The sequence below is a fragment of the Nocardia sichangensis genome, assembly GCF_047200615.1.
In the GTDB taxonomy this organism is placed as follows: domain Bacteria; phylum Actinomycetota; class Actinomycetes; order Mycobacteriales; family Mycobacteriaceae; genus Nocardia; species Nocardia sichangensis.
Genome location: NZ_JBJZOK010000010.1, coordinates 172793 through 199565 on the forward strand (window position 1 = coordinate 172793; position 26773 = coordinate 199565).

Genomic DNA, 26773 nt, shown 5'->3' on the forward strand with positions numbered 1-26773 from the left:
AAAGGCGACCTCGCGCTACGAATTACGCGTCAAGAATAGGGTGACGCATCCACAATGAGCGGTAATTCGGCCGATTGGTCCGTTTCCGGAGAGTCAGTCGGCGGCGGCGAATCTGGCCGCGATCTCCTGGGCGGTGACCTTCGCGAGTTCGACGAAGAACGGCACCCGTTCGGGAATCATCAGTGTCGTGGGGCCGCGCAGACCGAGTGCGAACCGGCAGCGGCCCGCCGGATCGAGGATGGGCAGGCCGATGGTGCGGAAGCCCGGATCGAGTTCCTCGTCGTTGTAGGCGTATCCGCGCTCCCGCGTGGTGACCAGCTCGGCGCGCAGTTCACCGGGGCCGGATACCGAGCGCTCGGTGCCCTCGTCGTAGGGGAGTTCGCGTAACTGCTCGTCGGTGGCCTCGGACCAGGCGAGCAGGGCCTTGCCGAGCGCGCTGGCGTGCAGGGGCAGCCGCACGCCCTGCAGTTTGTGCCCGTCGGTCTCCCGCCACCGGCTGGTGCCGAGCAGCACGGCGTGGATGCCGTGGCGGGTGGCGACCGAGCAGCTTGCCCCGGTGGTGCCCGCGAGCTGCTCCAGATACGGTTCGGCGAGGTAGATCCGGTGCTGGCGGTAGGCGATCTGCCCCCACTCGGCCAGCGCGCCGCCCATGCGGTATCGACTGGATTCGGCGTTCTTCTCCAGAAAACCCGCCTGCACCAGCGTGGTCAGCAGCCGGTGCGTGGTGCTGACCGCCAGACCCTGTTGCCGCGCGACCTCCGAGACGCCGCGCTCCCGGCCGTCACGGAAGCAGTCCAGCACGGAGAGGGCGCGGGTGACGGTCTGCACGCCGGAGGGTTCCACGACTGTGACGGTAACACAAGCATGCGGACCAGAGAGTTTGCTCTTTCCGTTATTTGGAAAACTCTCGTGTGAGCAGCGTGGACCGATCGGCGATGGCGGGGTCCGATCCACATTCACAGTCGCATTAAGTCCGGGCAGTACAGAGAGCTCGATATGTCAAGCTTTCCGATCTACGGAAAGCATTACCTCGTGACCCCGCGCTGCCGTCCCTACTCTCCGAGAGCATTGATCGACGATTCGGACAAGGAGTCCTCACGATGTGGCGGCAAGCCCTCATGCGCATCGCGCTGGCGATCGTTCCCCTAGTCGCACTCGTCGCCGCGTGTGGTTCGGACACCGACCGCGACACCGGCGCAGGCGCTTCCTTCGTGCTCAAGGTCGCCGACCCGGGGAACTCCGGGCCGCTGGCGGTCGGCAAGCGCGACGGCACCTTCGACGCCGCGCTGGCACCACTCGGCGCGAAGATCGAGTGGGTCAGCATCACCCCCGGCTTCAGCTCCAACCTGAAGTTGTTCAACACCAGAGAACTCGACGTCTCCGGCGCGGCGTTCAGCCCCGTCGTCGGCGCGCTGTCCAAGGACGTCGGTGTGCGGATCGTCGCGGTACAGGATCCAGCGGGCAAGGATCAGAGCGGCATCATCGTCACTCCGGAATCGGGCGTGCACTCGGTCGCCGAGTTGGTCGGCAGGCGCGTGGCGGTGAACCCGGCGGCCAAGGGCGAATACATCCTGCTCAAGGCGCTCGCGCAGGCAGGCGTCCCGGCCGACAAGGTGACCAGGGTTCCGTTGCAGCAGAAGGACGCCGCCTCGGCGTTCGCGACCGGCAAGGTGGACGGCTGGTCGTCGTTCCTGGTGCCCTACCAGGAGGCCAAGGCCAACGGCGGCGTCGAGATCGCCACGGAGAAGAGCATCGGCTCCAACGACAACTCGGTGGTGGTGTTCCGCACCGAGGTGCTCGATCAGCGTCCGGACATCGCGGCGAAATACCTCGAAGTGCTGCAGGACCTCACGGCGAAGCAGCGCGCCAACCCCGCCGAGTTCGAGAACGTCTTCGAGAAGACCGGCCCGCGCGCCCTGTCGGGCCAGCGGCTGTCGGACGCCTACCGGGTGGGGGCGGAGGCCACCGTGCCGCACCTGCCGAACGAGACCGACGCCACCGCGCTGGCCGACGTGGTGAACACCTTCTTCGACAACGGCGTCGTCACCCGCAAGGTCACCGCCGCCGACATCTTCTACGACCTGAAGTCGAAGCTGACGCCCGAGCAGCTGGCATCGGTGAAGGCGGGCAGCTGAGATGGCGGTCGTCGTGGCGGCCGGGCTGGGGCCGACGGAGCTCGCCCCGCCCCGCACGCGCGTCGGCAAGCGCAGGCCCGCATGGTTTTCCGTGCCGCTGCGGTTCCTGCTCCCGGCAGTGATCGTGGCAGCTTGGTGGGCGGGTTCCGCGAGCGGAGCGATCTCCGAGCGCGTGCTGGCGGGACCGCCCGCGGTGTGGACGGCGTTCACCGAATTGCTCGGCACCGGCCAGTTGTTCGACTTCGCGGTGGCGTCGTTCACCCGCGCCGCGTTCGGCGTCGGGATCGGCGTGGCCATCGGGCTGGCGCTGGGGTTGGTCTCCGGGTTGTCCGGTCTCGGTGAGGAACTGGTCGATTCGACCATGCAGATCCTGCGCGCGGTGCCGTTCCTTGCGCTGGTGCCGCTGTTCATCGCCTGGTTCGGCATCGACGAGCTGTACAAGGTGCTGCTCATCGCCGTAGCGACGGTCGCGCCGATGTACGCCTACACCTATCTCGGCGTGCGCAACGTCGATCGCAAGATGGTCGAGGCCGCCCGCAGTTTCGGTCTGATCGGGCCGCGGCTGGTGCTGGAGGTCATCCTCCCCTCAGCGCTGCCCGGCGTGCTGATGGCGCTGCGCGTGTGCCTGTCGATCAGCATCACCGGTCTCATCGCGGCCGAGCAGGTCGGCACCAAGGAGGGCGTCGGCTACCTGGTCACCTTGGCCCAGGAGTACAACCGCACCGACTACATGGTGCTGTGCGTGGTGTTGTACGCACTGCTCGGCCTGGTCTTCGACGGGTTGGTGCGGCTGGCGGAGCGCTTCGCTATGCCATGGCGCGGACAGGTGGCGATCCGATGACCACCATTACCGAACCTGGAGCCGAGGTGGTCACCGCACCCGCCGGGGAGGAGCCGGTCGCCGTCTCGATCACCGGCCTGCGCAAGTCGTTCGGCGCCAAGACCGTGCTCGACGGCGTCGACCTCACCATCCGGCGCGGCGAGTTCGTCGTCCTGCTCGGGCCCAGCGGCACCGGCAAGACCACACTGCTGCGCCTGCTCACCGGACTGGAGGCGCCGGACGCGGGACAGGTGCTCGTCCCGGCGCGGCGCACCACCGTCTACCAGGAGCCGCGGCTGATCCCCTCGAAACGGGTGCTGGCGAACGTGATCGTCGGACAGCGGCGTTCCCGGCACAACCGCGAAGCCGGGTTACGCGCACTGGCCGAGGTCAACCTCGACGGCAAAGCCAGGCAATGGCCCGCCACGCTCTCCGGCGGCGAGGCGCAGCGCGCGGCGCTGGCACGCGCCCTGGTTCGCGAACCGGAACTGCTGCTGCTCGACGAGCCGTTCGCGGCGCTGGACGCGCTGACCCGCCTGCAGATGCAGGATCTGGTGGGCGATCTGGTGGCCCGGCACCGTCCCGCGGTGCTCATGGTGACCCACGACGTCGACGAGGCGATCCGCCTGGCCGACCGGGTACTGATCCTGGACAAAGGGCGCTTCGCCGTGGACGTCGACATCGACGTGGCCCGTCCGCGCGACCGCGCCGACCCCGAAACCCTGCATTTCCGATCACTTTTCCTCAGCCGGCTCGGCGTGGGTAGCACCACGTCCGCTCCAAGGAGTGCCTCATGACCGACACCCTCTGGTACACCCGCTGCCCGGTGCCCACCGCGAGCGGGCTCGCGCACAGCCTCGGCTGGCTCGGCGACGCCGCCGCCCGGGCCGGGCTCGAGTTCGGCGTCCTGCAGGACGCCGGGCCGGAATTGGCCGGCCACCATTTCCTGCACGACCTGTCCGGGCTGATCCGCGAGGGCGGCAACGTTCCGGCCCTGGCTGCGCGCGCCCAGGGCTCGCCGACCCGGTTGATCGGACTGACCTGGATCGATGAGGCGCAAGCCATTCTGGTCGGTCCGGAATCCACTGTCGGGGGCCCCGCCGAGCTGGCCGGTCTGCGCATCGGCGTCCCGGCGTGGGCGCAGGACCAGCCGCGCAGCTTTCCCCGCGCGATGGCCTTGCACGGTTTCGCGAACGCGCTGCGTCTCGGTGGACATACGCTCGCCGACGTCCGCGTGACCGAGATCGGCGTCGAGCGGAACCCGCAGGTGCGCACGGAGGTCCAGGCGAATCGCCGCGTGGTCACCTGGGGCGTCGAGGAGTTGCTGCGCGGCGAGGTGGACGCCATCTATGTCAAGGGGGCCCGCGCGCAAGAGGTCGCCAGGGAGCACGGCCTGCGCGTCGCGGTGGACCTGGACGCCACCGAGGCCAAACGCTTCCGGGTCAACAACGGCACGCCCCGCCCCATCACCGTGCACGAGGAGCTACTCCAGGCGCGTCCGGAGGTGGTCGTCGAGTTCCTCGCGCAGAGCCTGCGCGCGGCGGACTGGGCCGCGGGCAATCTGACGGGAGTGCGGGACGTGCTCCAGCGGGAAACACTGTCCGGTCCGGAGGGGGTCGTCGCGGCGTACGGCGAGAACTTCCACCGGGATCTGCACCCCTCGTTGTCGGACGAGCGGATCGAGCTGATCGGCGTGCAGAAGCAATTCCTCTACACGCATGGATTCCTCGCCGCCGACTTCGACCTGGATTCCTGGGTCGCGCCCGAGCCGCTGGCCCGGGCCAGGGAGATCGTCGAGTCCGGGAAGGTCCCCGCATGACGGAGTTCCTGTGGCGCCTGCCTTCCCGCGGAGACGGCCGCCACGCCCGCCGAGATCGACGCAACCGCGGCGGATTCGGCGGGCCCGCGCCGGTGACGCCCGTGACCGACCTGCGGCCGGGGCGGTTCGGTCCGTTCGACGACCTCGCCCAGATCATCGACGCCGCCGAATTGGCCGGGCTCGACGGCGTGCTCGCGCCCTATGATCCGCACGGCGAGGAATCGTGGATCGTGGCGGGCGGCGCGCTGCGCGGCACGCGGTACTCGCGCGTCGTCGTCGAATTCCAGCCCGCTTTCGGCACTCCGGTCTATGCCGCGAAGATGTCGGCTACCCTGCAACGCATTTCGGGTGGTCGCCTGGCTTGGCAGCTGGCCATGGACACCGATACCGAGGACGCGCGAGCACGCGGTGATCGCGTCACCGGTGACGACCGCTACGCCAGGGCCGCGGAGTTCCTGACCGTCGCCCGTGGCGTATGGAACGACGCTCCGGTGCCGTCGGCGGGATTCGCCGGTACCGGATTCCACTACGAAGGCACGTACTACGACGTGATCGACGGCGGTTTCCGCGGCATCCTCTCCGGGCTGCCGTTTCCGGCGGTCTACTTGTCCGGCGATTCCGCGGCGGCGCTCGAGCTGTCGGCCCAGCACGGGGACGTGCACGTCTTCACCGAGACCGCGGCGGGCGTGGATACCGCGATCGCCGCCCTGCGCGAACGCGCGACGGCGGCGGGACGTGCGGTGCGCGCCGGACTGGAGCTGCCGGTCGTCGCGCGGGAAACCGAGGACGAGGCGTGGGCCCGCGTCGAACGTCAGTGGCGCGAGGTGCGCCCGGACGGCACCGGCGCGCGGCAACACGATCTGGGCGACGGCCGCTGGGCGGGGTTCGCCGAACTCGGATACGCCGCGAACATCGGCCTCGTCGGCAGCTATGAGCAAGTAGCGCACCGTCTTTCGTCCTATGTGACGGCGGGCGTCGACAGCGTGGTGCTCTCGGGACACCCGCACATCGAGGAACTGCACCGCGCGGGCGAACACCTGTTGTTCCTCGCCGACCCGGCCGGCCGCACGCTGACCGCGCAGGAGGCAACCGCATGACCATCGACATCTACTGGCGCATCGGCATGGAAGGCGACCACGCGTCGCTGCGCACGCCGCGCCGCTACAACCGCGGCCACGCCAACGGTTACGGGCCGGGCAATATCGCACCGGCCATCCGCGACGGCGCGCTCGACGGCTACGGCTACATCGACCACATGGCCGCGGTCGCGAAGGCTTCCGAATCGGCCGGATTCCTCGGCGGCCTGCTGCCGTCGTTCCCCGTGACCGACGACCCGTGGGCGGTCGCGGCGGCCCTGGCCAGGGAGACCACCACCTACCGGTTCATGGTCGCCTTCCAGCCCGGCTTCCTGCATCCGGTGCAGGCCGCGCGGATGTCGGCGAGCCTGCAGCGCGCGACCGGCGGCCGGTTGGTCTACAACATCATCAGCGGCGGCGGTGGTCCCGCCCAGCTGTGGTGGGGCGACAAGGTCGCCCACGACGACCGCTACGCCCGCACCAGCGAATTCCTCGACGTGCTGCGCGGCGTGTGGGACGGCGAGCCCTACGACCACGACGGCCGGTTCTTCCGCACCGAGAGTGCGGCGCTCGCGCCGGGCATCGCCGGTCAGCCTTTCCCCGAGGTGTACTTCTCGGGGTCGTCCGCCGCCGCGGTGCACGCCGCGGGCAGACACGCCGACTACTACCTGTCCTGGCTGGAGCCGTTCGCCGATCTGCGCGCCAAGTTCGACGGCGTCCGCGCGAACGCCGAAACCATCGGCCGTACACCGAAATTCGCCGTCCGCATCGACGTCCTGGCCCGCCACACCGAGGAAGCGGCCTGGGCGGAGATCGAGAAGGGCTGGGCTTTCGTCGACCGTGGCGCGGCCGAGCGCGCCGCCAAGGGCGATTCGGTCGGGGCCGCCCGCATCCAGGGCTGGGTGCCCGAGACCATCACCGGCTACCGGGACCTCGAGGTCGAACCCAACGTCTGGTGCGGATTCAGCCTGATCCGAGGCGGTCCCGCGTTCGGCCTGGTCGGCAGTTACGAACAGGTGGCGCAGCGGCTCGACGAGCTGATCGATCTCGGCGTCGACGCGTTCATCCTCGCGGGCAACCCGCATCTCGAGGAGGCCTACCGCGTCGGCGAAGAGGTGCTCCCGCTGCTCGGCCGATCCCGGCTCACCGCGTCCGCCGCCGCGGCATCCCTTTCCCCCGCTCGATAGATTCAGGAGAGACCATGACCACCACCGAGACCCGGTTGCCGGAGTCCGTCACCGCTTTCGTCGCCGCCGCTGTTCGCGACGCCGAGAAGGCATTCCGGGTGTTCCGGGAGACCGGCACCGTCGCGGGCAACGGCACCGTCAATTTCGTGGAGCGAGTGCCCGGCGAGGAGATCGCCGTCGCTCTGAACGAACCGGGCCCGTGGGCCGATGACCGCACCGTCGCGCCGGTGGTCGCCACCTTCGACGGCGAGGTGCTGTCCGGCACCGGCTCCGCGGGATTCGTCACCGGGTACGCGAAGGTGTTCCGCGCGCATCCGGAGATCACCTCCGTGGTGCACATCCACACACCGTGGCTCGGTGGATGGGCGCAGACCCATCGCACGCTGCCGATCCGCTACGCGGCCGCGCAGCGGCTGACCCTGTCCCGGGCCGTTCCGCCGCACATCGACCGCAGCATCGGCGCGGGCGATTTCATCCTGTCCAAGCTGGTCGACGACCCGGATCTGGTCGCGATCTTCGAGGCCAACGGCGGCGCGAACGTCATCGGACGCTCGGGACTGCTGGAGCTGGCGAAGTTCGTGGTGCTGCTGGAGGAGGGCGCGCAATATCAGGCGATCGCCGAAACCCTCGGCGGCTCGGTCGAATTCGACCCGTCAAATCTCGCGGTGCAGTGGGGCCGCACCGGTCTCGCCGACGAGGCGCGCCGCCGCGGCTTGATCTGACCGGCCCCGCACATCGAGATCGAGGAGCGATCATGACCATTCGTGTCGGCTACTTCCCGCACAACAACTCCCTGTTCGTCCTGCGCCACCGTGGCATCCTGGAAAACCTGCTGCCCGACGTGGAATGGGTCGACCTGCGCGAGCTGCCGCGCCCGGCTCCGGTCGACCCCGAGCGCGGACTGCCGTCGCTGCATTCGGATCATCTGTTCGACGGCGGCTACGACTTCATCGGCACCGGCTTCACGCCGCCGGTGACCGCGCTCGCCAACGGCCGCGACATCGTCTACGTCGGTATCTCCGGGCCGCGGGTGGAGAACGGCCGCCTGGTCGCCAAGGCCGATTCCGGCATCGAGACGGTGCTGGATCTGAAGGGCAAGCGGGTCGGCATCGCCCACGGTTCCTGGCAGACCACGCTCGCGCTGTTCGCGCTGGACCAGGCGGGCCTGGCCTGGAAGGACATCGAGCCGGTGGACGTCGACGTGCACGACGGCGGCGCGGCTCTGCTGCGCGGCGACCTCGACGCGTGGGTCGGCGCGTATCCGGGTCTGGCCGCGGTCGAGGCGGCCGCCGACCTGCGCACTCTCGTCGACACCGAATCGCTGTTCAGCCACCCCTCGCTGTGGTTCACCCGCCGGGACTTCGCCGAAGGCAACCGCGAGGCGCTGACGGCGATCATCACGGCTCTGCAACAGTCGGACGCGTGGATCAAGGCGAACCCGCGCGCGGCCGCCCAGTACTTCGTGGACGACGTGGTGGCTCGCGGCGGGACGGCGAGCCTGGACGCGTGGGAAGCCGCGCTGCGTGGCAGGCCCTTCGGTGTCGAACCCGTTTCCGAGGACTTCCTGGACGAACAGCAGCATGCGGCCGATCTCCTGGCCGCCAACGGCCTGCTGCCGCGGACGGTGCGGGTCCGGGACGCGGTCGTGCCGTGGATCGGCGACGCGGTGCGCGCCGAATCCGGCGTAACGGCGTAAATCGGAGGAAACGGGCGGGCCGGGGTGTCGCAGCGATCCCCGGCCCATTCGGCTGTCCGGGAAGGTCAGCGCGGCGAGATATCCGGACGGCCGCCGTGCCTTTCGGTGGAGCGCAGCTCGAACCAATAGGCTGCGACGACGGTGGCGTAACCGGCCACAACGGCCGTCGCCGTGACGATCAATAGTGTGATGAGCAGTGGAATCAAGAAAGCGGTGTGCATTGTGCCCTCCCCGCGGTCACGGTGATCTCAGCGGAAGGTTCGGCGCCGCACTGCACCGATGTCATATCAGCCCCTGCACCTAATGAAATCCTAGAGGTCGCAGCCTTGTCCGGCACGGGGAAGGGCTGTGAGTTGAATCATGCGCACGACGGTGTGTCGCGCGGAACACCCCTTCGCAATGCGGTCTAATCGATCTTGTCGCGCGTTTTCCGGCAATTATCCGGCAAACGGGATACGATCACGACGCGGAACCGCCGGAACGGCGGCCGTGGGCCTCGCAGTGCCCGTGGCGCGCCGAACGTCTCGGTAGCGCAGCTCTTTCTCTCGAATTGTCTCCGGCATCACCTCGGCATGCGAAAAGGAGCACGAACGTGAGCATGATTCTCGCCGCGCTGCACGACACAGTGATCGCGCAGCAATTCGATAATCCGACCGCCGAAGAGCCGCCGCTGGCGGACAAACTGATGCAGATGGGCCGCTACTTCACCTGGTTGGTGCAGCTGTCCGGCATCACGGCGATCACTTACGGCGGGGGCAGATTCGCGTGGGAGAAATGGAACGGCGGCACCCTGCAGTCGCCGAAGATGGTCGCCAGCGCGATGGCCGGTGGCGCGGTGGCCACGAGCGCGGGCACGATCATGAACTCGATCGTCGGCTGACCCCAACCGCGCGGGCCGCGAGGTCGCGCGCCTCGAGTGGCGTCGACCGCGTTCCCGCGGCGTGGCGCTCGGTGAAGGCGTGCTCGCCGAGCGCCACGGTGGCGCGGTTCGCCGGACGGTCGATGTCGGGGCGTTCGGCCGGAAGCAGCGCGATGCCGTTGGCCTCGCGCACCGCCGCCGCCGAGCCGAGCAGCTGTGCCGCGATCTCCGGCAGGCCCAGCTCGGTGAGCGCCGAGGCGAGCGCGGCCAGGGCGAAGGCGGTGTCGCGTGGTGCGCCGATGCGTTGCGCGCCGTCGAACGCGGTCAGATAGAGGTCGAACGCGGTGCTCGGTTCGCCGCGCTGTTCCAGGATGTAGCCCAGCTCGACTTGCAGCATCGGCAGGAACAGCGGCGTCTCCTCACCCGCGGCCAGCGGGAGGGCGAGTAGTTCGCGCAGAATTCGCTCGGCGGCAGCGGTTCGGCCGTCGCGGCGCGCGGTGAAAGCGAGCACGAGCGCGGCGAACAACCGGCCCGGCTCGTACCCGTGTTCGGCCGCGATGCGCTGTGCCTGTTCGCCGAGCGCCCGCGCCCGGCCGAAATCGGTGTGCTGCATGGCGATCCAGCCCAGCCAGCACAGATGGGTGCACGCCTGCCCCCACAGCTCCAGCTCCTGCGCCAAGCCGAGTGCTTCGGCGTGGATATCGGCGGCTGAGGTCAGATCGCCGGTGAGTTCGGCCAGGCCGCCGAGCCATTCGGCGGCCTGGAGCCTGCCCCAGCGGTCGTCGAGTTCGGCGAACAGCCGGGCGGCCGTGCGGGCGTGCCGCTCCAGCGCCGGGAGATCGACCCGATTGTGGGCTGCCTTGGCCAGCGCGACGTGCGCGGCGGCCACACCCCAGCGGTCGCCGAGATCGGTGCAGACCGGAAGAGCTTTGCGCAGCAGCGCTTCCAACTCCTGCACGTCACCGGAGTCCAGTGCGGAGAAGCCGAGGAAGAGTTCCGCGCGCGCCCGCCCGGCCGGATCGTCGACCATGTCGTACAGATCGAACACGGCGGCGCGCTTGGCCGAACCGTCCTCGAAATCGCCTTGCTGGAAAGCGAATCCGACGCTCCACGCCAGCGCTCGCGCCCGGTGCCGTGGCGAGCCGCCGAGCGCCAGCGCGGCGTCGAGCCAGCGCCGCGCCTCGGTCGGCCTGCCACGCAGCTGCCAGTACCAGGCGAGCGCGTTCACCAGCCGCAGGGCCTGATCCGCGTCGCCCGCGCGCACGAAACCGTCCAGCGCCGCGCGTAGATCGGCCGATTCGTCGTCCAGCCGACGCAACCAGCGACGCTGGTCGGCGCCGTACAGCTCGGGCTCGGCGCGCTCGGCCTGACCCAGGTGATACCGATGGTGGGCGAGGTGCACCGCGTCGAACTCGCCCGCATCGGCCAGCCGGTCGAGGCTGAACGCGGCCACCGATTCCAGCAAGCGGTAGCGCTGTCCCGCCGGGTGCACCAACGACCGGTCGACCAGCCTGCCGATCACGTCGGCGACGAGCGACGCGTCCACCGCGGGCTCGGCGCCCGCCGAGCACACCGTCTCCGCGGCCGCCAGGGTGCAGCCGCCCGTGTGCACCGCGAGCCTGCGCAACACCGCCTGCTCGGTCGCGTCGAGCAGTCCCCAGCTCCAGTCGATCATCGCCGCCAGCGTCTGCTGCCGCGGCGGCACGCCGCGATGCCCGGTGGCCAGCAGCTTGAAGCGGTCGTCGAGCCGGGCGACGATCTCGTGCACGCCCAGCGCGCGTACTCGGGTGGCGGCGAGTTCCAATGCCAGCGGTATGCCGTCGAGCCTGCGGCACAGCGTCGCGACCGAGGTCGCGGCGTCGGCGTCGAGCGCGAAATCACGGGCGCCCGCGCGCGCTCGGGCTACGAACAGCCGCACCGCTCCCGCTCGGGCGATCTCGTCGAACGCCGCGTCCCGCGCGGGCACATCGAGGGGTCGCAGCGCGACGACGTCCTCACCGGGCAGCCGCAGCGGTTCCCGGCTGGTGGCCAGGATGCGCAGCCGGGGAGCCGCGCCGAGCAGCGTCTCGGCCAGATCGGCGGCGCGATCCACCACGTGCTCGCAATTGTCCAGGACGAGCAGCAGTTCCTGTTCGGCCAGCGCCTCGCACAACGACGCGGTGATGTCGGCGCCGTCGGCGGCACGGATGCCGAGCACACCGGCCACGGCGTCGGCGAGGAAGGTGGCGGCATCGGTCGCGGTCGGTTGCAGCGCGGCCAGTTCCACCAGCCAGGTGCCGTTGGCGAATCGCTGGGGCAGCACCGCCGCGGCGGCGAGCGACAAGCGCGTCTTGCCCACGCCGCCGGGCCCGGTGAGCGTGACCAGCCTGGCGTTCTCGACGGCGTCGCACAACTGCGCGAGGTCGCTGTCGCGGCCGATCAGCTCGGTGCGCTGCGCCGGAATGTTCGAGCTGCGCCGACGGGCGACCACGATCTCCGGCGGCGCGGCCTGCGGCAGATCCTGGGCCAGGAGCGCGCGCTGCAGCGCGACCAGCTCCGGGCTCGGATCGATGCCGAGTTCGTCGGCGAGGTGCCTGCGCAGATCCTCGTAACCGTCGAGCGCCTCGGCCTGCCTTCCCGCGCCGTACAACGCGCGCAGGTGGGCCGCGCGCAGCCGCTCGCGCAGCGGATGCGCCGTCACGACTTCGCTGAGCTCGCCGGCCACTTCGCGGTACTCGCCCAGCGTCAGCCGCGCCTCCGCCAGTTCCTCCACCGCCACCAAGCGCTGCTCTTCGAGTTGCGCGATGGCGGGCTGGGCGAATGCCGCGTCCCGGAAATCGGCGAACGCGGGCCCGCGCCAGAGAGCGACCGCCGCGGCGAGCGCCCGGGCCCGCTCGGCGGTGTCGGTCGTCGCTCGCGCGGACGCCACCAGTGCGCGGAACTCCTGCGCGTCGGTGTCGGAGGCGGCCAGCCGATACCCGGGCGGCGGGGACACCACGAGGTCCCGGCCGCCGGGTTCGGCGTCTTCCAACGCCCTGCGCAGTTGCGAGGCCTTCGCCGCCAGCGTGCCCGCCGGATTGCCGGGCGGGTCGTCGGTCCAGATGTCGTCGATCAGCCGGTCGCCCGATACCGGTTGGCCGGGCGTGACCAGCAGGTCGGCCAGCAGTGCCCGCACCTTGGCCCCCGGAATCGGCACTACGGCGCCCGCATCCGTCCAGACCGTCAAGGGACCCAGCACCCCGAAACGCATTGGGGCAGCCTATGCGAGCGGCGGCGGAAGGCGACCGCAAACAAATCGGAAGATGGCGCGCCCACGATGAGAACGCCGAAGGCGGAACTCGTGGAAGGAAAGCACGATATGCCACTCATCGCGACTATCGCACGTCGAATCAGCGGTGGTGAGAGTCCTATCGAGGAGGCGTCTGCCTGTCTGAACAGACCGCGCGGGGACCGCAGGGCGCACCCGGTACCCGGACAGCGACGGGTGCCGGGCGACGCCGATCGACACACGAGGCCGGGAGCCGATGCGCCACCGGTGCGTGACGTGCGATGAAGGGACCCCGCCGGGTACGGGTGGCGCTGATCGTGGGCAGCACCCGCACAGGTCGCTTCGGCCCCACGGTGGCGGAGTGGTTCGCCGGGCGGCTGGGCCGCCGCCGCGATATCGACGTGGACCGGATCGATCTCGCGGAGACCGGGTTGCCCGATCGATTACCCGATCCCGACGAGCCGCTACCGCCCGCCGTCCGCGCGCTCGGCGAACGGCTGGCCGCCGCGGACGCGTTCGTCCTGGTCACTCCGGAGTACAACCGGAGCTTTCCGGCCGCGGTGAAGAATGCCGTCGACTGGTTCGACGCGGAGTGGGCCGGCAAACCGGTGACTGTGGTGGGATACGGCGGCGACGCCGACGGCGGTCACGCCGCCGCCCAGTTGCGTCCCGTCTTCGGCGAACTGAACGCGGTCCCCATCCGCCGCACGGTCACCGTGACCAAGGTCTGGCAGCGCTTCGCGAGCGACGGCAGCTGGCCGCGCCGCGACGCGGAACTCGACGAGGCCGTCGACGCCACGCTGGACCAGCTCATGTGGTGGGCCCGCGCCTTGCGCCAGGCGCGGGCCGAAACGCCGTTCGTGCGGTAGAAAGCAACCTCGAACACCGGTTCGCCCGAAACGACGGACCGACCGTAAACAAACCGTAAGGCGCGGCCAGCAGAGTCGTTGTCGACAGCGGCACCGGGCCGCACCCGGCGACCGCCGCACCCGATGAAAGGAAAAACATGGGAACCATCGCAGTCCACGAGTTCATCGCCCTCGACGGCGTGTACGAGGATCCGTCCTGGACCTTCGAGTACGGGTTCGACCCGAAGATGGGGGAGACCCTCGCGGCGATCACCTCGGCGTCCAAGGCGATCCTGTTGGGCCGCACCACTTTCGAGATGTTCGCACCGGCTTGGTCGACCCGCACCGTCGAGGACGACCCGGGGGCGCCGTTCTTCAACGACACGACGAAATACGTCGTCGGTGCGAGCGAGCCGCAGGTGGAGTGGGCCAACAGCACCCGCGTCGGCGCCTACGACCCGGAGGTCATCCGCAAGCTGAAGGACGAGATCGACGGCGTCATCTACATCAGCGGCAGCGGCACACTGGTGCGGGCGTTGCTCGCCGACGGCTTGATCGATGATCTGCACCTGTTCGTCTACCCGATCGCACTCGGGACGGGCAAGCGCTTGTGGAGCGACGGCGTCGACGCGACCAAGCTCGCGCTCAAAGAGCACGAGGTCTACGCCAATGGCGTCGTCCACCTGTCCTACGGTCCGGCCGAGGGCTGATCGCACGCGGACGGGCGGCCCGTTCGGGCCGCCCGGGCGATCCGGCTCGCCGCCGGTATGGGTATCAACGCCCTCCGGTGCAGTAGCCCTCTGGGGTGTACTGGCACGGGCGCTCGTTGCGTCCTTGGTATCCGCCGTGGTTGCTGCTCCGGGCGCGCTCGCCCACTCCGGAACCGCGCTTGTCGGCGGGGTTGTGGGAGTACCGGTCGGCTGTGGTGGTCACCGTGGATTCGGGCGAAGCGACTGCCGCCGCCATAACGACCGCTCCGCCGATCAGCGCCGAGGCCACCACTCGACGCACTGTCACGCGCTTGCTGGTGTTGTCCATTAGTTCATCCCGTCGATTAACGTGCCGTCATATAACGATACATTCATCGGTGATCCACCGGATAGCGCGTTCCCATCGGTGGGAAGCTATGTGTCGCGAAACGGGCTGCGAACTGCGGCTTTGATCAAGTTGCCCTCGCGGTTGAGGAAATCTCTACCCTGACCAACGTGCCGTTGTACGGGTCACTCAACGGTGGATCCATGCTGTCCTCGCGGACCGTAGAAGGCGGGCGTCACGCCCTCGCCCCGAAGGAATCGGCGACGGGCGGCGCCATGCCGGATCACTCGCCCGGCGGCCGTGGCGTGCCCATCTCGTGCGCTCGGCGCTTGTGCTTCCAGCGGTGCGGGTCGGCTTCCAGGGCGGCGCGGTCCCAGTGGCCCAGATCGGCGGCGGCCTCGTAGGTCGTCTCGAGGAATTCGAGCAGCGCGCGTTCCGGGGTGGGGGCGGTGCGAACGGCCTCGTACGGCAGGAGGAACTGGCCGTTCTCCCGGCTGTAGAAGGCTTCTCGCGGGCCGACCGGGTGTTCGGCGAATCCCGCGGGCTCCGGGTACGCGTAGGCGTAGAAGGCGCCCTCCGACCCGCCGCCAGGCCAGAAGCCGCAACTGCTCAGTTCGTGTGAGTAACCCTCGATCATGACCCAGTCGCCACAGTTCGGCGCGCCACCCGGGTGTCGCGGAGCCGCCCGCCCTGAGAAACGGGTGCACGCCAAGTCCATCGCGCCCCAGAAGAAGTGCACCGGACTCACTTTCCCGATGAAGCGCGCGCGGAACTCGTGCATGACCCGGTCGGCGGCCAGCAGTTGCCGCCAGAACAAGGTGGCGGCCGCGGCGTCGTAGGAGCGATGTTCGTAGTCGTCGGCGAACGGGATGGCGAGTTCGACCTCGTTGGGCTTGGCCTCGATTCGCACCGGAATCCCGAGTTCCTCTAGCGCCGCGACGGTTTCGGCGTAGAAGACGGCTACCGGTTTGGGTTCCAGCGCGACCTGCCTGCTACGGCCGTCGCTGGACCGGATGTGCAGTCGATGATCGAGGAAATCGAATTCGATGTCGAAGCATCCTGCCGGGTGCGGAATGGCGGAGGTGGTCAGCCCTCTCGGGCTGACGTAGAAGGTGACCTGCCACCAATGGTTGACCAGCGGGGTGTGTGAGAGCCTGATCTTGCCGATGATCTGCGTCCACATGTGCAGCGTCTCCCGTGTGGGAGTCCAGTCATCGACGCGCAACACCGGCCACGGCTCGGGCGCGGTTTCTGAGCCTGTCACTGCCGCACCTCCGTCGTCTCGGGATTCTCGGTGCCAGTGCCGCACGCGGACGCCTGCGAAGGCGCAGCGCAGCGCCCACCGTACCCGGTGCGCCTACGTCGTGAAGCAGAACATGCCAAACGGTTGGCAACTGTTTGGCAACATCGCGGACTGTGGCGGCAGCTCGGACCGATCGGCTCGGCGGACCAGAAGGAACGGCTCGCGGCGGGGCGAAGCGTCAAGATCGCCGGGGCCACCTGTCGTGCGGCGATGGCATGCCCGCCAACGGCAGCGCTGCGCTCCGATCGGTCGCCCGGGCTTTCCGGCGGGGATTCGGATCCCACACCATCGCCGCGGCCGCACCGCCGAGCAGGACCACGACGATGGCAACGATCACCACCCACAGCAGTACCACCGCTATTTCTCCAGTCATCCCCGTCCGCTCCATATGGCGCGTTATCCCCAGGCGGACAATTACTTTCGTGATTGCGAGCATTCTTCACACGTCGCGTGCGCCTGCGCGAATCGACGCGCGGATTTCGTGGTGTGCCAGCACCCGGGCACACGGAATTTGGGATACGTCTGGTAACGCATAATTGCGCGACCGGACGCGCCCTCCCGCACCGCTCACCGCGGCGCGGCCCGGCCTCGAAACCGTCCCGGCAGAACCAGAATCCGTTCCTCAGAGTTCCAGTAGGTCGGCGGTTTCCTCGCCGAGGACGGGGCCGAGGGTCATGCCGCGACCGCCGGGTCCGGTGATCACCCAGACATGGCGTTCGGCTCGTACGCGGGTGACCGCGGCGCCGGGATCGGCGCTCTGGCTGTACACGCCTGCCCAGCGACGCACCACGGGTGGCAGTCTGCGACCCAGCAACTCCTCGGTCACCGACGTCAGGTGCTCGTAAGGAGCGTCGTCCAGGTCGAATGCGAACGGCTCGGTGTACTCGTGGGTGTCGCCGATGGTCAATCCGCCGTCCAGGCGCTGGACGCACAGCAGTTGCATCGCATGCTCTGCGGCGGTCGCGGTCTGCGATTGCTCCCGGTTCAGCGCGTCGACCTCGGGACCGGCGAAGCCGGGGTGGTAGCGGAAAGTGTCGCCGTCGGCGACGGCCGTGGGAAGCGGCTCACCCAGCGGAGCGGTTTGCATCATCTGTAGCCGGACCCGCCGCACGGGCAGCGCTCCGGCCAGTTCCCTGACCAGGCCCGTGTGCGCGGCGCCGGGGCAGACGAGCGCGAGGTCGGCATCGAAGAAACGACTACGGTCGTCGCGCACCCGCACGCCGGAACCGGTGTCGGCGACTTCCCTGGCTTCCGTGCCGGAATGAAAGGTGTAGCGCCCGCTCGCGGTGAGATAGGCGCGCAACGCGGGCAGCGCCTGGCGCGACTCTACGGCCGCGTCGGTCGAACAATGCAGTCCGGCAAGGAATTTGCCCCGCAGAGCGGGATTGACGGCGCGGACGCGTTCGGGGTCGAGCAAGGCGAAGCCACGTGCCTCGGCTCCGGGGCCGGCCGCCGCGGCCTCGGCGACGGCCAATTCCTCCGGGGCGCGCACCAAGGTGAGCGAGCCCGAGGGCCGGAAACCGACGCCGGGCACTTTCCCGCCGATCTCCTCCCACAGCCTCCGCGCACGCAGAGCGAGATCCAGTTCCGCGGCCGACCGGCCCGACACCCAGACCAGGCCGAAGTTGCGCACGGTCGCACCGCGCGCTTCGAGTTCCCGTTCCAGCTGCACGACCTCGTGCCCGCGGCGGATCGCGGCCATGGCGTGTGCGGTGCCGAGGATGCCGCCCCCGATGATCGCCAATCGCATGGACCGAGGATGGCAAATGGTCTGGACCGATCGGTGTGGTCCGCGCGAACGTGAGGTTAACCACCGCGAGCCCGTCGAGCGCGTCCGGTCGCTCGCCCGTGGTGACGGGATCGCCTTCGAGGCCCGCCTCGCCAACTGATCGGCATGCGCCGATCCTGGTCGTAATCGTCTGTGTCGGGGCTACTTTCGTTGCGGCGTTCGGCGGTCCGCCTGCGCCGGGTCCGGTGTGCGGATGGATGCGGGTAGCTCTCTGTCGATCCGGTCGCGTCGCCGTTTCGTGACTCCCCAACGGAGTTCGTGGTTCTGGAACAAATCCGGCAGCATCTCGGCAGCAGCAGGCCGCGCGCAGCTGGGTAGCCTGCTCGGCGGACTGGTGGAGCGCCGCTCCGAGGTGGCGCGGCTGTCGACCACGAGCGCGATCAGCCGTCGAGGTCGCCGCCGCGAGCGGCGGATCGTTCGCGGGCGGAGTTCAGCTCGCCTCGAAAGCGGTGGCGACCATGGAGCGCACCTGCTCCATGGTGGCCGCGCCGGATTCCCTGGCCACGGAGGACATATCGACGTCGGGGAGCCCGCACGCGACGGCCCAGTGCCATGGCTCGAGGTCGCCGTTCACATTGAGGGCGAAGCCGTGACTGGTGATCCCTCGGCTCTGGCGCATGCCGATGGAGACGATCTTGCGGCCGGTGTGTCGGGTCCACACGCCGGTGAGCAGTTCGGAGCCGGGCGGAGTGTCGCGGCGTTCGGCGGGCACGCCCAACCGGCCGAGTGCCTCGATCAGGCGGAACTCGACCTCGCGGATGTAGTCCACCACCCCTTCGCCGGAATCGAGCCGGACGATGAGATAGCCGACCAGCTGGCCGGGACCGTGATAGGTGAGCTGGCCCCCGCGGGTGGTCCGCACGACCGGGATGTCGTGTGCCGGGTCCGGCAGGTGCTCCTGCGGCGTCTTCCGCCCGATGGTGTAGACCGGCGGATGGCTCAGCAGCCACAGGGTGTCCGGCCGCGCGCCGCTGTGGCGTTCTTCGACCAGCTCTCCCATGCGTTCCATGGCCTTGTCGTAGTCGACGAGGTCGTCCTGGATCAAAGTCAACGGCCGGGCTCGCATGCTCCGACGATAGCGCTCCCCGCCGCACCGGGAATTCGACCCCATCGCCTGTGCAGTCGTCCGCACCGAGCATCACTCCGGTATGGAGTTCTCGTTCGGCCGTCGAAGCACCGTCGGCAACCCGAACGGCCGGAACAATTCGTCGCCGAGGAAGACGGTGATGCGTTCTATGGCGGTATCCCTGGTGCCGAGAACGTGGATGGAGTGCGCGCGGTGGGTCCCGTCCGCGTCGCGCAGGTAATAGGCGACGGCGGGCTGGGTGTTGGCGGCTGTCGGCACGGCGCGCCAGGTGTCGCCGTCCCGGGCCGCCTTGGCCGCGAAGAAACCCACTACGTGGGCGCGGCCCGCGAACCACAGCAGGGCGGGCGGCATTTCGAGCACCACGTCGTCGCGCAGCAGCTTGCTCAACTCGTCCATATCACCGTTGCCGAAAGCGGTGACGTAGCGGTCGATCATCGCGCGCTCACCGGGGCTCAACGACTCGGACGTCCGATCGATCATGGGGGTGGCCTTCTCGAGCTGGGCGCGGGCGCGTTGCAGCGCGCTGTTGACCGCGGCGGGGGAGGTGCCGAGCAGGTCGGCGACCTCTGCGGCGGACCAGGCGAGCACGTCGCGCAGGATGAGCACCGCGCGCTGGCGGGCGGGCAGATATTGCAGCGCGGCGATGAAGGCCAGGCGGATGCCGCTGCGCGCGGCCACCACGGTCGCCGGATCATCGGCCGAGCCGCCGAGCAGCGCGTCGGGAATCGGTTCCAGCCAGGACACTTCGGGATGCCGGGCCGGCCGGGTCCGGAGAGTGGCGGCCGGTCCGTTCAGATCGGTGGGCAAGGCCCGCCTGCCACGCTGTTCGAGCGCGGTCAGGCAGGCATTGGTGGCGATCCGGTACAGCCAGGTGCGCAGCGAAGCCCGCTGCTCGTCGAACCGGTCGGCGGCACGCCAGGCCCGCACCAAGGTCTCCTGCACCAGGTCCTCGGCATCGTGGACGGACCCGAGCATGCGGTAGCAGTGCGCGAGCAACTCCGGCCGGTAGGCCATCGTCTCGGCCGTGAAGTCGGCGCCGATCGTCATGGCCGCAACCTACCGAGCCGCGACCGGCTGCGCGTCGGAGCGTGCCGCGACGGGCGCGCCCGCGGGTAGCAGCAGCCCGAGCGCGGCGCCGATCAGCGCCAGCAGCGCCGCCGTGCCGATCGCCGCGGCGAATCCGGCACTGAACGCAGCGGTGGATCCGAGTCCACCGAATGTCGCGAAAACCGCTGCGGGCAAGGCGATCCCGAACGTGCTGCCGAGCTGGCGCAAGGTGTTGAACGTGCCCGACGCCGCACCGACCGCCGCCAAGGGCACCGAACGCAGCACGGCGCTCTGGGCGGCGGGAATGGCCATCGAGACGCCGACACCGCAGAGCGCGAACGGCGCGACCATGGCCGGGTAGGACAACTGCGGCCCGGCCGTCAGCGCGAGCCAGCCGTAGCCCGCGGCCTGCATCAGCAGTCCCACGACCACCAGCGGCCGTTCCCCGAAGCGGTTGACCTGCTTGCCCGCCGCGGGAGCGACGAGGAACAAGGTGATCGTCCAGGGCGCCAGCCGCACTCCCGCGCCGAGCGGGCCGTGGTGCTGGACCGTCTGCAGGAACTGTGCGAAGAAGAACGCCCCGCTGAAGATCGATCCGAACAGCAGGAAGCCCACCGCGTTGCCGACCGAGAAGCCGCGCGCGGCGAACAGCCGCATCGGGATCAGCGGGGTCGCGGTGCGCAGCTCCCAGCGTACGAACGCGACCAGCGCGATCGCCGCGAGCAGGAACGCGGCGACGACTTCGCCGCTGCCCCAGCCCGCTTCGTCGCCGCGCAGCAGGCCCCACACCGAGCCCAGCGCGGCGGCGCAGGCCAGCCCGATGCCCAGGTGATCGAGTCCGCGTGCCTCGCCACGGCTCTCCGGCAGCCGGGTCAGCATCAGCGGCACGAGCAAGGCGGCGATCGGCAGGTTCAGCCAGAAGATCCACTGCCAGGTCGAGCCCTCCACCACCGCGCCACCGAGGAGCGGGCCGCCGAGCGTGGCCAGGCCGGTCACCGCCGCGAAAAGCCCGAGCGCGCGGGTGCGCTGCGCGGGCGGGAAGGCGGCCGACAGCAGCGCCATACCGACCGGCATGACGGCCGCCGAGCCGGCACCTTGCACCGCCCGGGCGGCGACCAGCCAGCCCAGGTTCGGCGCCGAGGCGCACGCGGCCGAGGCCGCCGAGAACAGCAGCACCCCCGCGACCAGTACGCGGCGCCGTCCATATCGCTCGCCGAGCGCCGCGCCCGCCATCAGCAGCACCGCGAAGCTCAAGGTGTAGGCGTTGACGGTCCACTCCAGTTCGGCCAGCGAGGCGCGCAGGTCGAGCTGGATCGCATGCAGGGCAGTGGTGACGACCAGCGCGTCCAGCATGATCATCAACGCGGCCACCGATGTCAGCGCGAGTACCCAGCGCTGTCCCGTGGTCGTTCTCATGGGCGAAAGTCCTCCTCCGATGGGTTCGCCGGTACATACCGGCGCCGCCGCCCCGATTCATCGCAGGTTCGGAGAAAACTTTGTTTCGTGCCGATCGCGGACGTACGAGCGGCCGGCAGGAGCCCCGCTTCGGAAGCGTCGTCCGGAGTTGCCGCCCCGGGTTCCACCGGGCTCGGCGGCGCCCGCGTCCGCCCCGGCCGACTAGGACGTGGCGAGGCGACCGGCGCGCCGACGTCGCACGGCAAGCGGCAACACCAGCATGTAGAGGCCGGAGAACAGCAGCAGAGCGAGCGGCAGCAGCGGCAGGTAGGACACCCAGACGATCGGTTCCTCCTGCGCCAAGGCGACGAAAGTGGCGAGAACGGTCGCGACGAAGCCGATACCCGACCAGCGATGCAGCTGCCGGACCCGCGGTGCGGGCACGACCCGCCGCGGCGAGGTGTTCCCGGCCGCCCGGCCGCGCCGCTCGGCGGACCACGACAGTCCGAATACGCCGAGACCGGAGAAGAGAAGCAAGGCGAGCGGAGGCAGAGGCACGTAGGAGACCCACACGGGCCCCTTCAGCGCCAAGGCGACGACCGTGACGACGACGGTCGCCGTGAATATGACGGCCAGCCACCGGTGCGTCTGCCTTATCCGTCTGTCCCAGTTCATGAGTCCTCCTCTGCGTGTGAACGGCTCGCGTCCCAACGCTAACGGCAGCGCGCTGACCAGCGCTTCTCGATTCCTGATCGTCTCACTCCGCACACCGCGCGGCCGGGTGAAGGGTTGACAGCGACCCGTCGGCGGATGTTATGCATGAGTCATGCATGATGCTCGCCTGGAGAACCTGCTCGGAGCAGCGGCGCTTGCGATCAACGACGTGATGCTCGCCGACGTGCACGGCGCCGGTGCGGTGAGCGGCAGTAGCGCGGCCGCCTTGGTGACGCTCATGGAATCGCCGGGCATCAGCGTCACCGACCTGGGCAAACGGGTCAGGCTGACGCAATCCGCGGCCGTTCGCATGGTCGATTCGCTCGCGGCCGCCGGACTGGTCGGCCGCTCTCCCGGCGCCGGACGGCTGGTCAGCGTGAACCTGACGCCGTCCGGCCGGGACACCGCGGACCGAATCCTCGCGGCCCGCGCCCGGTCGTTGGCCGAGCTGGTATCCGCACTCGACGACGCGGAGCGCGAAGCCATGACGAGCCTGCTTGCGAAACTGCTGGCCCGGCTGTACGGGGAGATCGGCGATTCGAATGTGCTGTGCAGACTGTGCGACCGCGCGGGCTGTACGCGATCCGCGGTGTGTCCGGTGGGACAGGCCGAGCGCGACCGGAAGGCCTGATCATGGGGACGCTTCTGGCGCTGATGTCCGCGTTGGGCTATGGCCTGTCGGATTTCTGGGGTGGAACCGCGTCCCGCCGAGTCGGATTCGCACGCGTGGCGCTACTCGGTCAACTCGGCGGGCTCGCCGTCACCGCGCTCGCAGGCCTGCTGGTATTTCCCGCCGGGCCCCATCCCGCCGATCTCGGCTGGGGAGCGCTGTCCGGAGTGGGCACCGGTATCGCGATGACCTTCCTGTTCCGCGGAATCAGCCGCGGCGCGATGTCCGTGGTCGTACCGATCAGCGCCGTGGGCGGCGCCGCACTGCCGGTTCTGCTCGGAACCGCTCTGCTCGGTGAGCGTCCGGCGGCGTCGGTATGGGCGGGTATCGCGATGGCTGTGCCCGCGCTCTGGCTCGTCGCGGGCGGTGCGACCGGCGCCGGTCCGAATGCTAGGGCCGCTGTCGGCGACGGGTTGATCGCCGGTGTCGGCATCGCCGTGCAATACCTCGCACTGGCTCGCGCCGCCCCGGCCTCCGGTATCTGGCCGGTGACCGCGGGCCGGGCGGCGGCCGTCGTTCTCGTCGCTGCGTTCGCATGGACGCTGGCATCCGGATCCTCGGATACCGCGCCAGGCCCTGGACATCGGGCCGATCTCACAGCCGTGTTCTCCGGCATCCTCGCTGCCGCCGCGCTCGTGTCCTATCTCTTCGCCACGCGGACCGAGTACCTGGCCGTGGCGGTCGTGTTGTCCTCGCTCTACCCGATCGTCCCCGTGGTACTCGGCGTGACCGCGCTGCGGGAGCGATTGCACAGCAGCCAGATCATCGGGTTGGTCGCCGCCTCGGCCGCCAGCATTGTCATCGCCACATCGTGACGACGGACTCGCAACCTGGCTCTACGCCGTGCGCGGTTCCGTGGAGCTGTCCCGCATAGCGCTGCGCCGCTGAGTTCCGGGCAGCCGGGTCACGCCGTACCGGGTCGCAGTATCGCCGGTCCGTACCAGTGACAGACGAGCAGTGCGAGCTCGACGTCCAGCCGGTCTTCGGCGATGGGCTTGCCGCGTCGCGAAACCGCCCGGCCCACCCGGTATTTCACTGAGTTCGAGTGGAGGTCGAGCTCCGCGGCGGCTGCCTTGTAGCTCGATCCGGTGCGCAGGAAGACCTGGAGCGTGTCGCGCAGCCGCGCGTCGCTGTCGGTGTCGGAGGCCAGGTCGCCCAGCACGTCGCCGACCCATTCCCGGACTTCCGCGATGCTCTCACCGAGCAGGGCCGCGACCGACAATCCGGGGTCTTCGGCCGCGACCACCCGGTGTTCGGTGTCCGCCCCCGCCAGCGCTACGGTGCGTGCGTCCTGAGCCAGGCGATGAGATCGGCGGAACCCGGACAGGCCCGGGACCATCGTGCCGATCGCCACGTTCGGGGCGTCGCGTTGCGCGGCCGCGAATGCACGGATATCGGCGACGGCATCGGGTCGCGCCGAACGGTAGGGCAGCCACGCCCAGCCGCTCAGCTGATCGTCGGCGACGAAGAGGGGCTGCCCGGAGGTTCCCGTGGTCTCGGCCGACCCACGAACGAACCGTTGCAGCTCGGCCAGTTCGTCACCGTGGGCTTCCGTGTCGGGATACCAGACGATGAGCGCCAGGTGATGCCAACGCAGGGGATAACGGATCTGCTCGGTGGCGCTGTCGACGTCGACGGACTCCTTCCCCTTCAGTAGCTCGCGCACACAGAGCGCTCGCACACTGTTGCGGGTGTCCAACCACTGCTCCCGCTCTCCTTCATAGACCGCGACGACCTCCTGGATCACCTGGTCGAGGTAGGTGAAGAGCCGGGTGGCGATGGCCCGGCCGACGACGAATCGATCGACCGGCCCGACGTCGGCGGCCTGCAACTCGGCGAAGATCAGTTCGGTCGCCCGCCGTTGTCCGATGTGATAGGCGCGCACCAGGGCGTTGAGCGGGACGTCGCGCTGCGCCAGACGCTTCGTGTACTCCGTGCCCGCCGACGGCAGGTGGATGCGGGTGGCGGGGATGTCGTGACGCAGCGCGTACAGCAGGGTGTCGACGTTTCCCTGCACACTGGCCCCGAGCAGTTCGACGGTGTGGACATCCGCGCGCAGCTCGGGTATCTCTTCCTCGAGCGCGCAATGGATGCTCGCGCTGACGTCCGTCACCCGCTCGTTCATGCGGGCGGCGATCGTCGCGATACAACGGTCGACCTCCGCTTCACCGTTGCGACGAGAACTCGTCACGAGCCGATCGTATTACCTCGCCGTGCGCGCGGCGGCGGATCTCGCGGGTCGATATTGTCTCCCGGCGACAAGACAGACGACGAATTTGATCCTTGCGCGACGGTGGCGAGAGGAGCTCCGCTTCCTATCGTTGTTATCGAACAACTACGCCGTTGCCGAGGACATCGCATGATGCTTTCCACTCTTCCGGACCGTCGCGCCGCAGCCGCCCCGCAGGCACCAGCACTTGCCGCTGGCGGCATCGAACTGAACAACAGCGAATTCCTGTCCGCCGTCCAGCGTGCCGCGTCCCGCCTGCGTGCCGCGGGCGTCACGACCGGCGACGTCGTCGCGACCATGCTGCCCGGCGCCGTCGACCTGGTGGTGTCGCTGTTCGCGATCTGGCGCCTGGGCGCCACGGCCGCCGTGATCGACCCGACGGCGTCCGACGAGGAGGTGAGTCAGCGGATAATCGACGCGCACCCCGAGGTCCTCATCGTCATCGAGCATCCGTCGCCGATCGACGCTCCGGTCCGGGTCCTGCCCGCCGCGGCGCTCGGCGCGGCGGAACGCGACCCGACACCGGCGGCGCGGCCCGGCGGGGAGGCGCTGGCGCTGATCACCTACGGCGGCGGCATCCGGGCGATGCTCGATCACCGGAACCTGGAGGCCATGTGCCGATTCGTGATCGAGGTCTTCGCCCTCACCGATGCCGACCACAGCCTGTCGACGCTGCCGATGCGGCAGCTCTGCGGCATCTTGCTCGGCGCCCTGTCGCCGTTGGTCGCGGGAGGTCGCACTACCTTGGCAGGCCCGCTGGACCCGGAATCGTTCCTGGAACGGGTCGAGCGAATCCGGCCCACCTACTCCTCCGCCTTCCCGAGCCTGTACGCGGCACTGACCGATCTGCCCGGCCGGGCGCGGTGGGACACCTCGTCGGTGCGTTTCGCCCTGTGCTGTGCGGCACCGGCCGGAAGTGAACTACGAAGCAGGTTCGAACACCGCTTTGGTGTACCCATCGTCAACGGATACGGGCTGAAGGAGGTCATCGCGCGGGCCCACGCGATCCGTTCACCGGCGGCAGGGGAGTCGAACCGCGCGTCCGTCGTGTCTTGACCCGCCACGGGTGAGCACCGCACGACCGACGTTCGGCTACCAGGGCAGGGCGCCGTCGGCGTCGAAGTATCCCCCCGTGGGACCGTCCTGGCCCAGCCGCGCCATCCGCACGATGATCTCGGCGCCTTGCTCGACGCTCTGCAGGCCGGTGTTCCCGTTCAGATCGGTCTGGGTGAAGCCGGGCTCCACCGCGTTGATCCGGATGTTCGGAAACGCTTTCGCATACTGCACGGTGATCGCGTTGACCGCGGTTTTCGATGCCGGGTATGCGACGCCCGGGTAGGCGTACGCCCGGCTGCCGGGATCGCTGACCCGGGTCAGCGAGGCCAGCCCGCTGCTGACGTTCACCACGACCGGGGCGGTGGAACGTTGTAGCAGGGGCAGGAACGCGTGCAGGACGCGCACCGTGCCGAATACGTTCGTCTCGAAGGTCCGGCGCATGAGGTCCGCGGTCACGTCCGCGGCGCCGATCACGGTGTTGGTCGCGGTCCATTCCGTGGCGATACCCGCGTTGTTGACCAGCACGTCCAGGCCGCCGTCGGCTTCGATGGCCGCGACGGCGGCCGCTACGGACACGTCATCGGTGATGTCGAGCTGGACTGTCCGTCCCCCCAACTGTTCGGCGGCCCGGCGTCCGCGCTCGACGTCCCGGCTTCCGAGGTAGACGGTGTGGCCCGCGGCGATGAGCCGGCGGGCGGCCTCGAAACCGAGACCTTTGTTCGCTCCGGTGATCAATGTTGTCGTCATGATCACGGACGCT

At 69.4% G+C, this 26773-nt stretch carries 27 protein-coding genes; 14 read left to right on the forward strand and 13 right to left on the reverse strand.

What is annotated here, in order from left to right; all coding sequences use genetic code 11:
- Positions 1–93: 93 nt before the first annotated feature.
- A complete protein-coding gene (locus ACL03I_RS16550) occupies positions 94–843 on the reverse strand; it encodes an IclR family transcriptional regulator (RefSeq protein WP_355080493.1) in 750 nt (249 codons plus the stop codon).
- 257 nt (positions 844–1100) lie between these two features.
- On the opposite strand from ACL03I_RS16550, the gene ACL03I_RS16555 reads away from it, so the two are divergent.
- From ACL03I_RS16555 to ACL03I_RS16590, 8 genes are read left to right on the forward strand one after another with little or no spacing between them, the layout of a single operon-like run.
- Positions 1101–2135 (forward strand): NrtA/SsuA/CpmA family ABC transporter substrate-binding protein, encoded by a 1035-nt coding sequence (locus ACL03I_RS16555; RefSeq protein ID WP_355080492.1) that lies wholly within the window; start codon positions 1101–1103, stop codon positions 2133–2135.
- A gap of 1 nt (position 2136) precedes the next feature.
- The gene (locus ACL03I_RS16560; protein ID WP_355080490.1) at positions 2137–2976 is read left to right on the forward strand and encodes an ABC transporter permease; all 840 of its coding nucleotides are present in this window, start codon (positions 2137–2139) and stop codon (positions 2974–2976) included.
- Positions 2973–3752 (forward strand): ABC transporter ATP-binding protein, encoded by a 780-nt coding sequence (locus ACL03I_RS16565; RefSeq protein WP_356965291.1) that lies wholly within the window; start codon positions 2973–2975, stop codon positions 3750–3752. The genes ACL03I_RS16560 and ACL03I_RS16565 overlap by 4 nt, the downstream gene beginning before the upstream one ends.
- Positions 3749–4774, forward strand: coding sequence for an ABC transporter substrate-binding protein (locus tag ACL03I_RS16570; protein ID WP_412806374.1), 1026 nt, complete (start codon positions 3749–3751; stop codon positions 4772–4774). The genes ACL03I_RS16565 and ACL03I_RS16570 overlap by 4 nt, the downstream gene beginning before the upstream one ends.
- Positions 4771–5871, forward strand: coding sequence for an LLM class flavin-dependent oxidoreductase (locus tag ACL03I_RS16575; protein ID WP_412806375.1), 1101 nt, complete (start codon positions 4771–4773; stop codon positions 5869–5871). Before ACL03I_RS16570 ends, ACL03I_RS16575 begins: the two co-directional genes overlap by 4 nt.
- Positions 5868–7037, forward strand: coding sequence for an LLM class flavin-dependent oxidoreductase (locus ACL03I_RS16580; protein WP_355080483.1), 1170 nt, complete (start codon positions 5868–5870; stop codon positions 7035–7037). Before ACL03I_RS16575 ends, ACL03I_RS16580 begins: the two co-directional genes overlap by 4 nt.
- Before the next feature lie 14 nt (positions 7038–7051).
- On the forward strand, positions 7052–7759 hold the full coding sequence (locus tag ACL03I_RS16585) for a class II aldolase/adducin family protein (RefSeq protein WP_355080481.1): 708 nt from the start codon (positions 7052–7054) through the stop codon (positions 7757–7759).
- A gap of 32 nt (positions 7760–7791) precedes the next feature.
- Positions 7792–8733, forward strand: a complete 942-nt coding sequence (locus ACL03I_RS16590) for an ABC transporter substrate-binding protein (RefSeq protein WP_412806376.1) — start codon at positions 7792–7794, stop codon at positions 8731–8733.
- A 65-nt stretch (positions 8734–8798) separates the two neighbouring features.
- Here ACL03I_RS16590 and ACL03I_RS16595 read toward each other — a convergent pair whose 3' ends face one another.
- Positions 8799–8954 carry a hypothetical protein gene (locus ACL03I_RS16595; protein ID WP_355080477.1) on the reverse strand — a complete coding sequence of 52 codons (156 nt, stop codon included), beginning with the start codon at positions 8952–8954 and terminating at the stop codon, positions 8799–8801.
- A 377-nt stretch (positions 8955–9331) separates the two neighbouring features.
- Between ACL03I_RS16595 and ACL03I_RS16600 the strand changes: the two genes are divergently transcribed.
- Positions 9332–9613, forward strand: coding sequence for a hypothetical protein (locus ACL03I_RS16600; RefSeq protein WP_355080518.1), 282 nt, complete (start codon positions 9332–9334; stop codon positions 9611–9613).
- Here ACL03I_RS16600 and ACL03I_RS16605 read toward each other — a convergent pair.
- On the reverse strand, positions 9591–12821 hold the full coding sequence (locus ACL03I_RS16605; RefSeq protein WP_412806377.1) for a BTAD domain-containing putative transcriptional regulator: 3231 nt from the start codon (positions 12819–12821) through the stop codon (positions 9591–9593). The genes ACL03I_RS16600 and ACL03I_RS16605 overlap by 23 nt on opposite strands.
- Before the next feature lie 299 nt (positions 12822–13120).
- On the opposite strand from ACL03I_RS16605, the gene ACL03I_RS16610 reads away from it, so the two are divergent.
- Together ACL03I_RS16610 and ACL03I_RS16615 are read left to right on the forward strand one after the other, a co-directional pair.
- Positions 13121–13708 carry an NADPH-dependent FMN reductase gene (locus tag ACL03I_RS16610; RefSeq protein ID WP_412806378.1) on the forward strand — a complete coding sequence of 196 codons (588 nt, stop codon included), beginning with the start codon at positions 13121–13123 and terminating at the stop codon, positions 13706–13708.
- 137 nt (positions 13709–13845) lie between these two features.
- Positions 13846–14397, forward strand: a complete 552-nt coding sequence (locus ACL03I_RS16615; RefSeq protein ID WP_412806379.1) for a dihydrofolate reductase family protein — start codon at positions 13846–13848, stop codon at positions 14395–14397.
- 64 nt (positions 14398–14461) lie between these two features.
- On the opposite strand, the gene ACL03I_RS16620 is transcribed toward ACL03I_RS16615, so the two are convergent.
- The 8 genes from ACL03I_RS16620 to ACL03I_RS16655 all read right to left on the reverse strand — a co-directional run bounded on the left by ACL03I_RS16620 (position 14462) and on the right by ACL03I_RS16655 (position 22018).
- On the reverse strand, positions 14462–14725 hold the full coding sequence (locus ACL03I_RS16620; RefSeq protein WP_412806380.1) for a hypothetical protein: 264 nt from the start codon (positions 14723–14725) through the stop codon (positions 14462–14464).
- A 280-nt stretch (positions 14726–15005) separates the two neighbouring features.
- Positions 15006–15986, reverse strand: a complete 981-nt coding sequence (locus ACL03I_RS16625; RefSeq protein WP_412806381.1) for a DUF5996 family protein — start codon at positions 15984–15986, stop codon at positions 15006–15008.
- Between the two features lie 217 nt (positions 15987–16203).
- Positions 16204–16398 (reverse strand): hypothetical protein, encoded by a 195-nt coding sequence (locus tag ACL03I_RS16630; protein WP_355080467.1) that lies wholly within the window; start codon positions 16396–16398, stop codon positions 16204–16206.
- 249 nt (positions 16399–16647) lie between these two features.
- The gene (locus tag ACL03I_RS16635; RefSeq protein WP_412806382.1) at positions 16648–17775 is read right to left on the reverse strand and encodes a TIGR03364 family FAD-dependent oxidoreductase; all 1128 of its coding nucleotides are present in this window, start codon (positions 17773–17775) and stop codon (positions 16648–16650) included.
- A 469-nt stretch (positions 17776–18244) separates the two neighbouring features.
- Entirely contained in the window at positions 18245–18880 is a 636-nt protein-coding gene (gene lipB / locus ACL03I_RS16640) for a lipoyl(octanoyl) transferase LipB (protein WP_355080463.1), read from the reverse strand.
- A gap of 72 nt (positions 18881–18952) precedes the next feature.
- Complete coding sequence (locus tag ACL03I_RS16645; RefSeq protein ID WP_412806383.1) at positions 18953–19948, reverse strand: sigma-70 family RNA polymerase sigma factor; 996 nt, start codon at positions 19946–19948, stop codon at positions 18953–18955.
- 9 nt (positions 19949–19957) lie between these two features.
- Positions 19958–21364, reverse strand: a complete 1407-nt coding sequence (locus tag ACL03I_RS16650; RefSeq protein ID WP_412806384.1) for an MFS transporter — start codon at positions 21362–21364, stop codon at positions 19958–19960.
- A gap of 201 nt (positions 21365–21565) precedes the next feature.
- Positions 21566–22018: a hypothetical protein gene (locus ACL03I_RS16655; protein WP_355080459.1), complete on the reverse strand. Its 453-nt coding sequence runs from the start codon at positions 22016–22018 to the stop codon at positions 21566–21568.
- Positions 22019–22169: 151 nt separating this feature from the next.
- Between ACL03I_RS16655 and ACL03I_RS16660 the strand changes: the two genes are divergently transcribed.
- Entirely contained in the window at positions 22170–22688 is a 519-nt protein-coding gene (locus ACL03I_RS16660; protein WP_364433376.1) for a MarR family winged helix-turn-helix transcriptional regulator, read from the forward strand.
- Between the two features lie 2 nt (positions 22689–22690).
- Complete coding sequence (locus ACL03I_RS16665) at positions 22691–23542, forward strand: EamA family transporter (protein ID WP_412806385.1); 852 nt, start codon at positions 22691–22693, stop codon at positions 23540–23542.
- Positions 23543–23631: 89 nt separating this feature from the next.
- Here the strand turns inward: ACL03I_RS16665 and ACL03I_RS16670 are convergent, their stop codons facing one another.
- Entirely contained in the window at positions 23632–24918 is a 1287-nt protein-coding gene (locus ACL03I_RS16670) for a PucR family transcriptional regulator (RefSeq protein WP_412806386.1), read from the reverse strand.
- A 168-nt stretch (positions 24919–25086) separates the two neighbouring features.
- Between ACL03I_RS16670 and ACL03I_RS16675 the strand changes: the two genes are divergently transcribed.
- Positions 25087–26013, forward strand: coding sequence for a class I adenylate-forming enzyme family protein (locus tag ACL03I_RS16675; protein ID WP_412806387.1), 927 nt, complete (start codon positions 25087–25089; stop codon positions 26011–26013).
- A gap of 36 nt (positions 26014–26049) precedes the next feature.
- On the opposite strand, the gene ACL03I_RS16680 is transcribed toward ACL03I_RS16675, so the two are convergent.
- On the reverse strand, positions 26050–26760 hold the full coding sequence (locus tag ACL03I_RS16680) for an SDR family NAD(P)-dependent oxidoreductase (RefSeq protein WP_412806388.1): 711 nt from the start codon (positions 26758–26760) through the stop codon (positions 26050–26052).
- Positions 26761–26773: the final 13 nt, after the last annotated feature.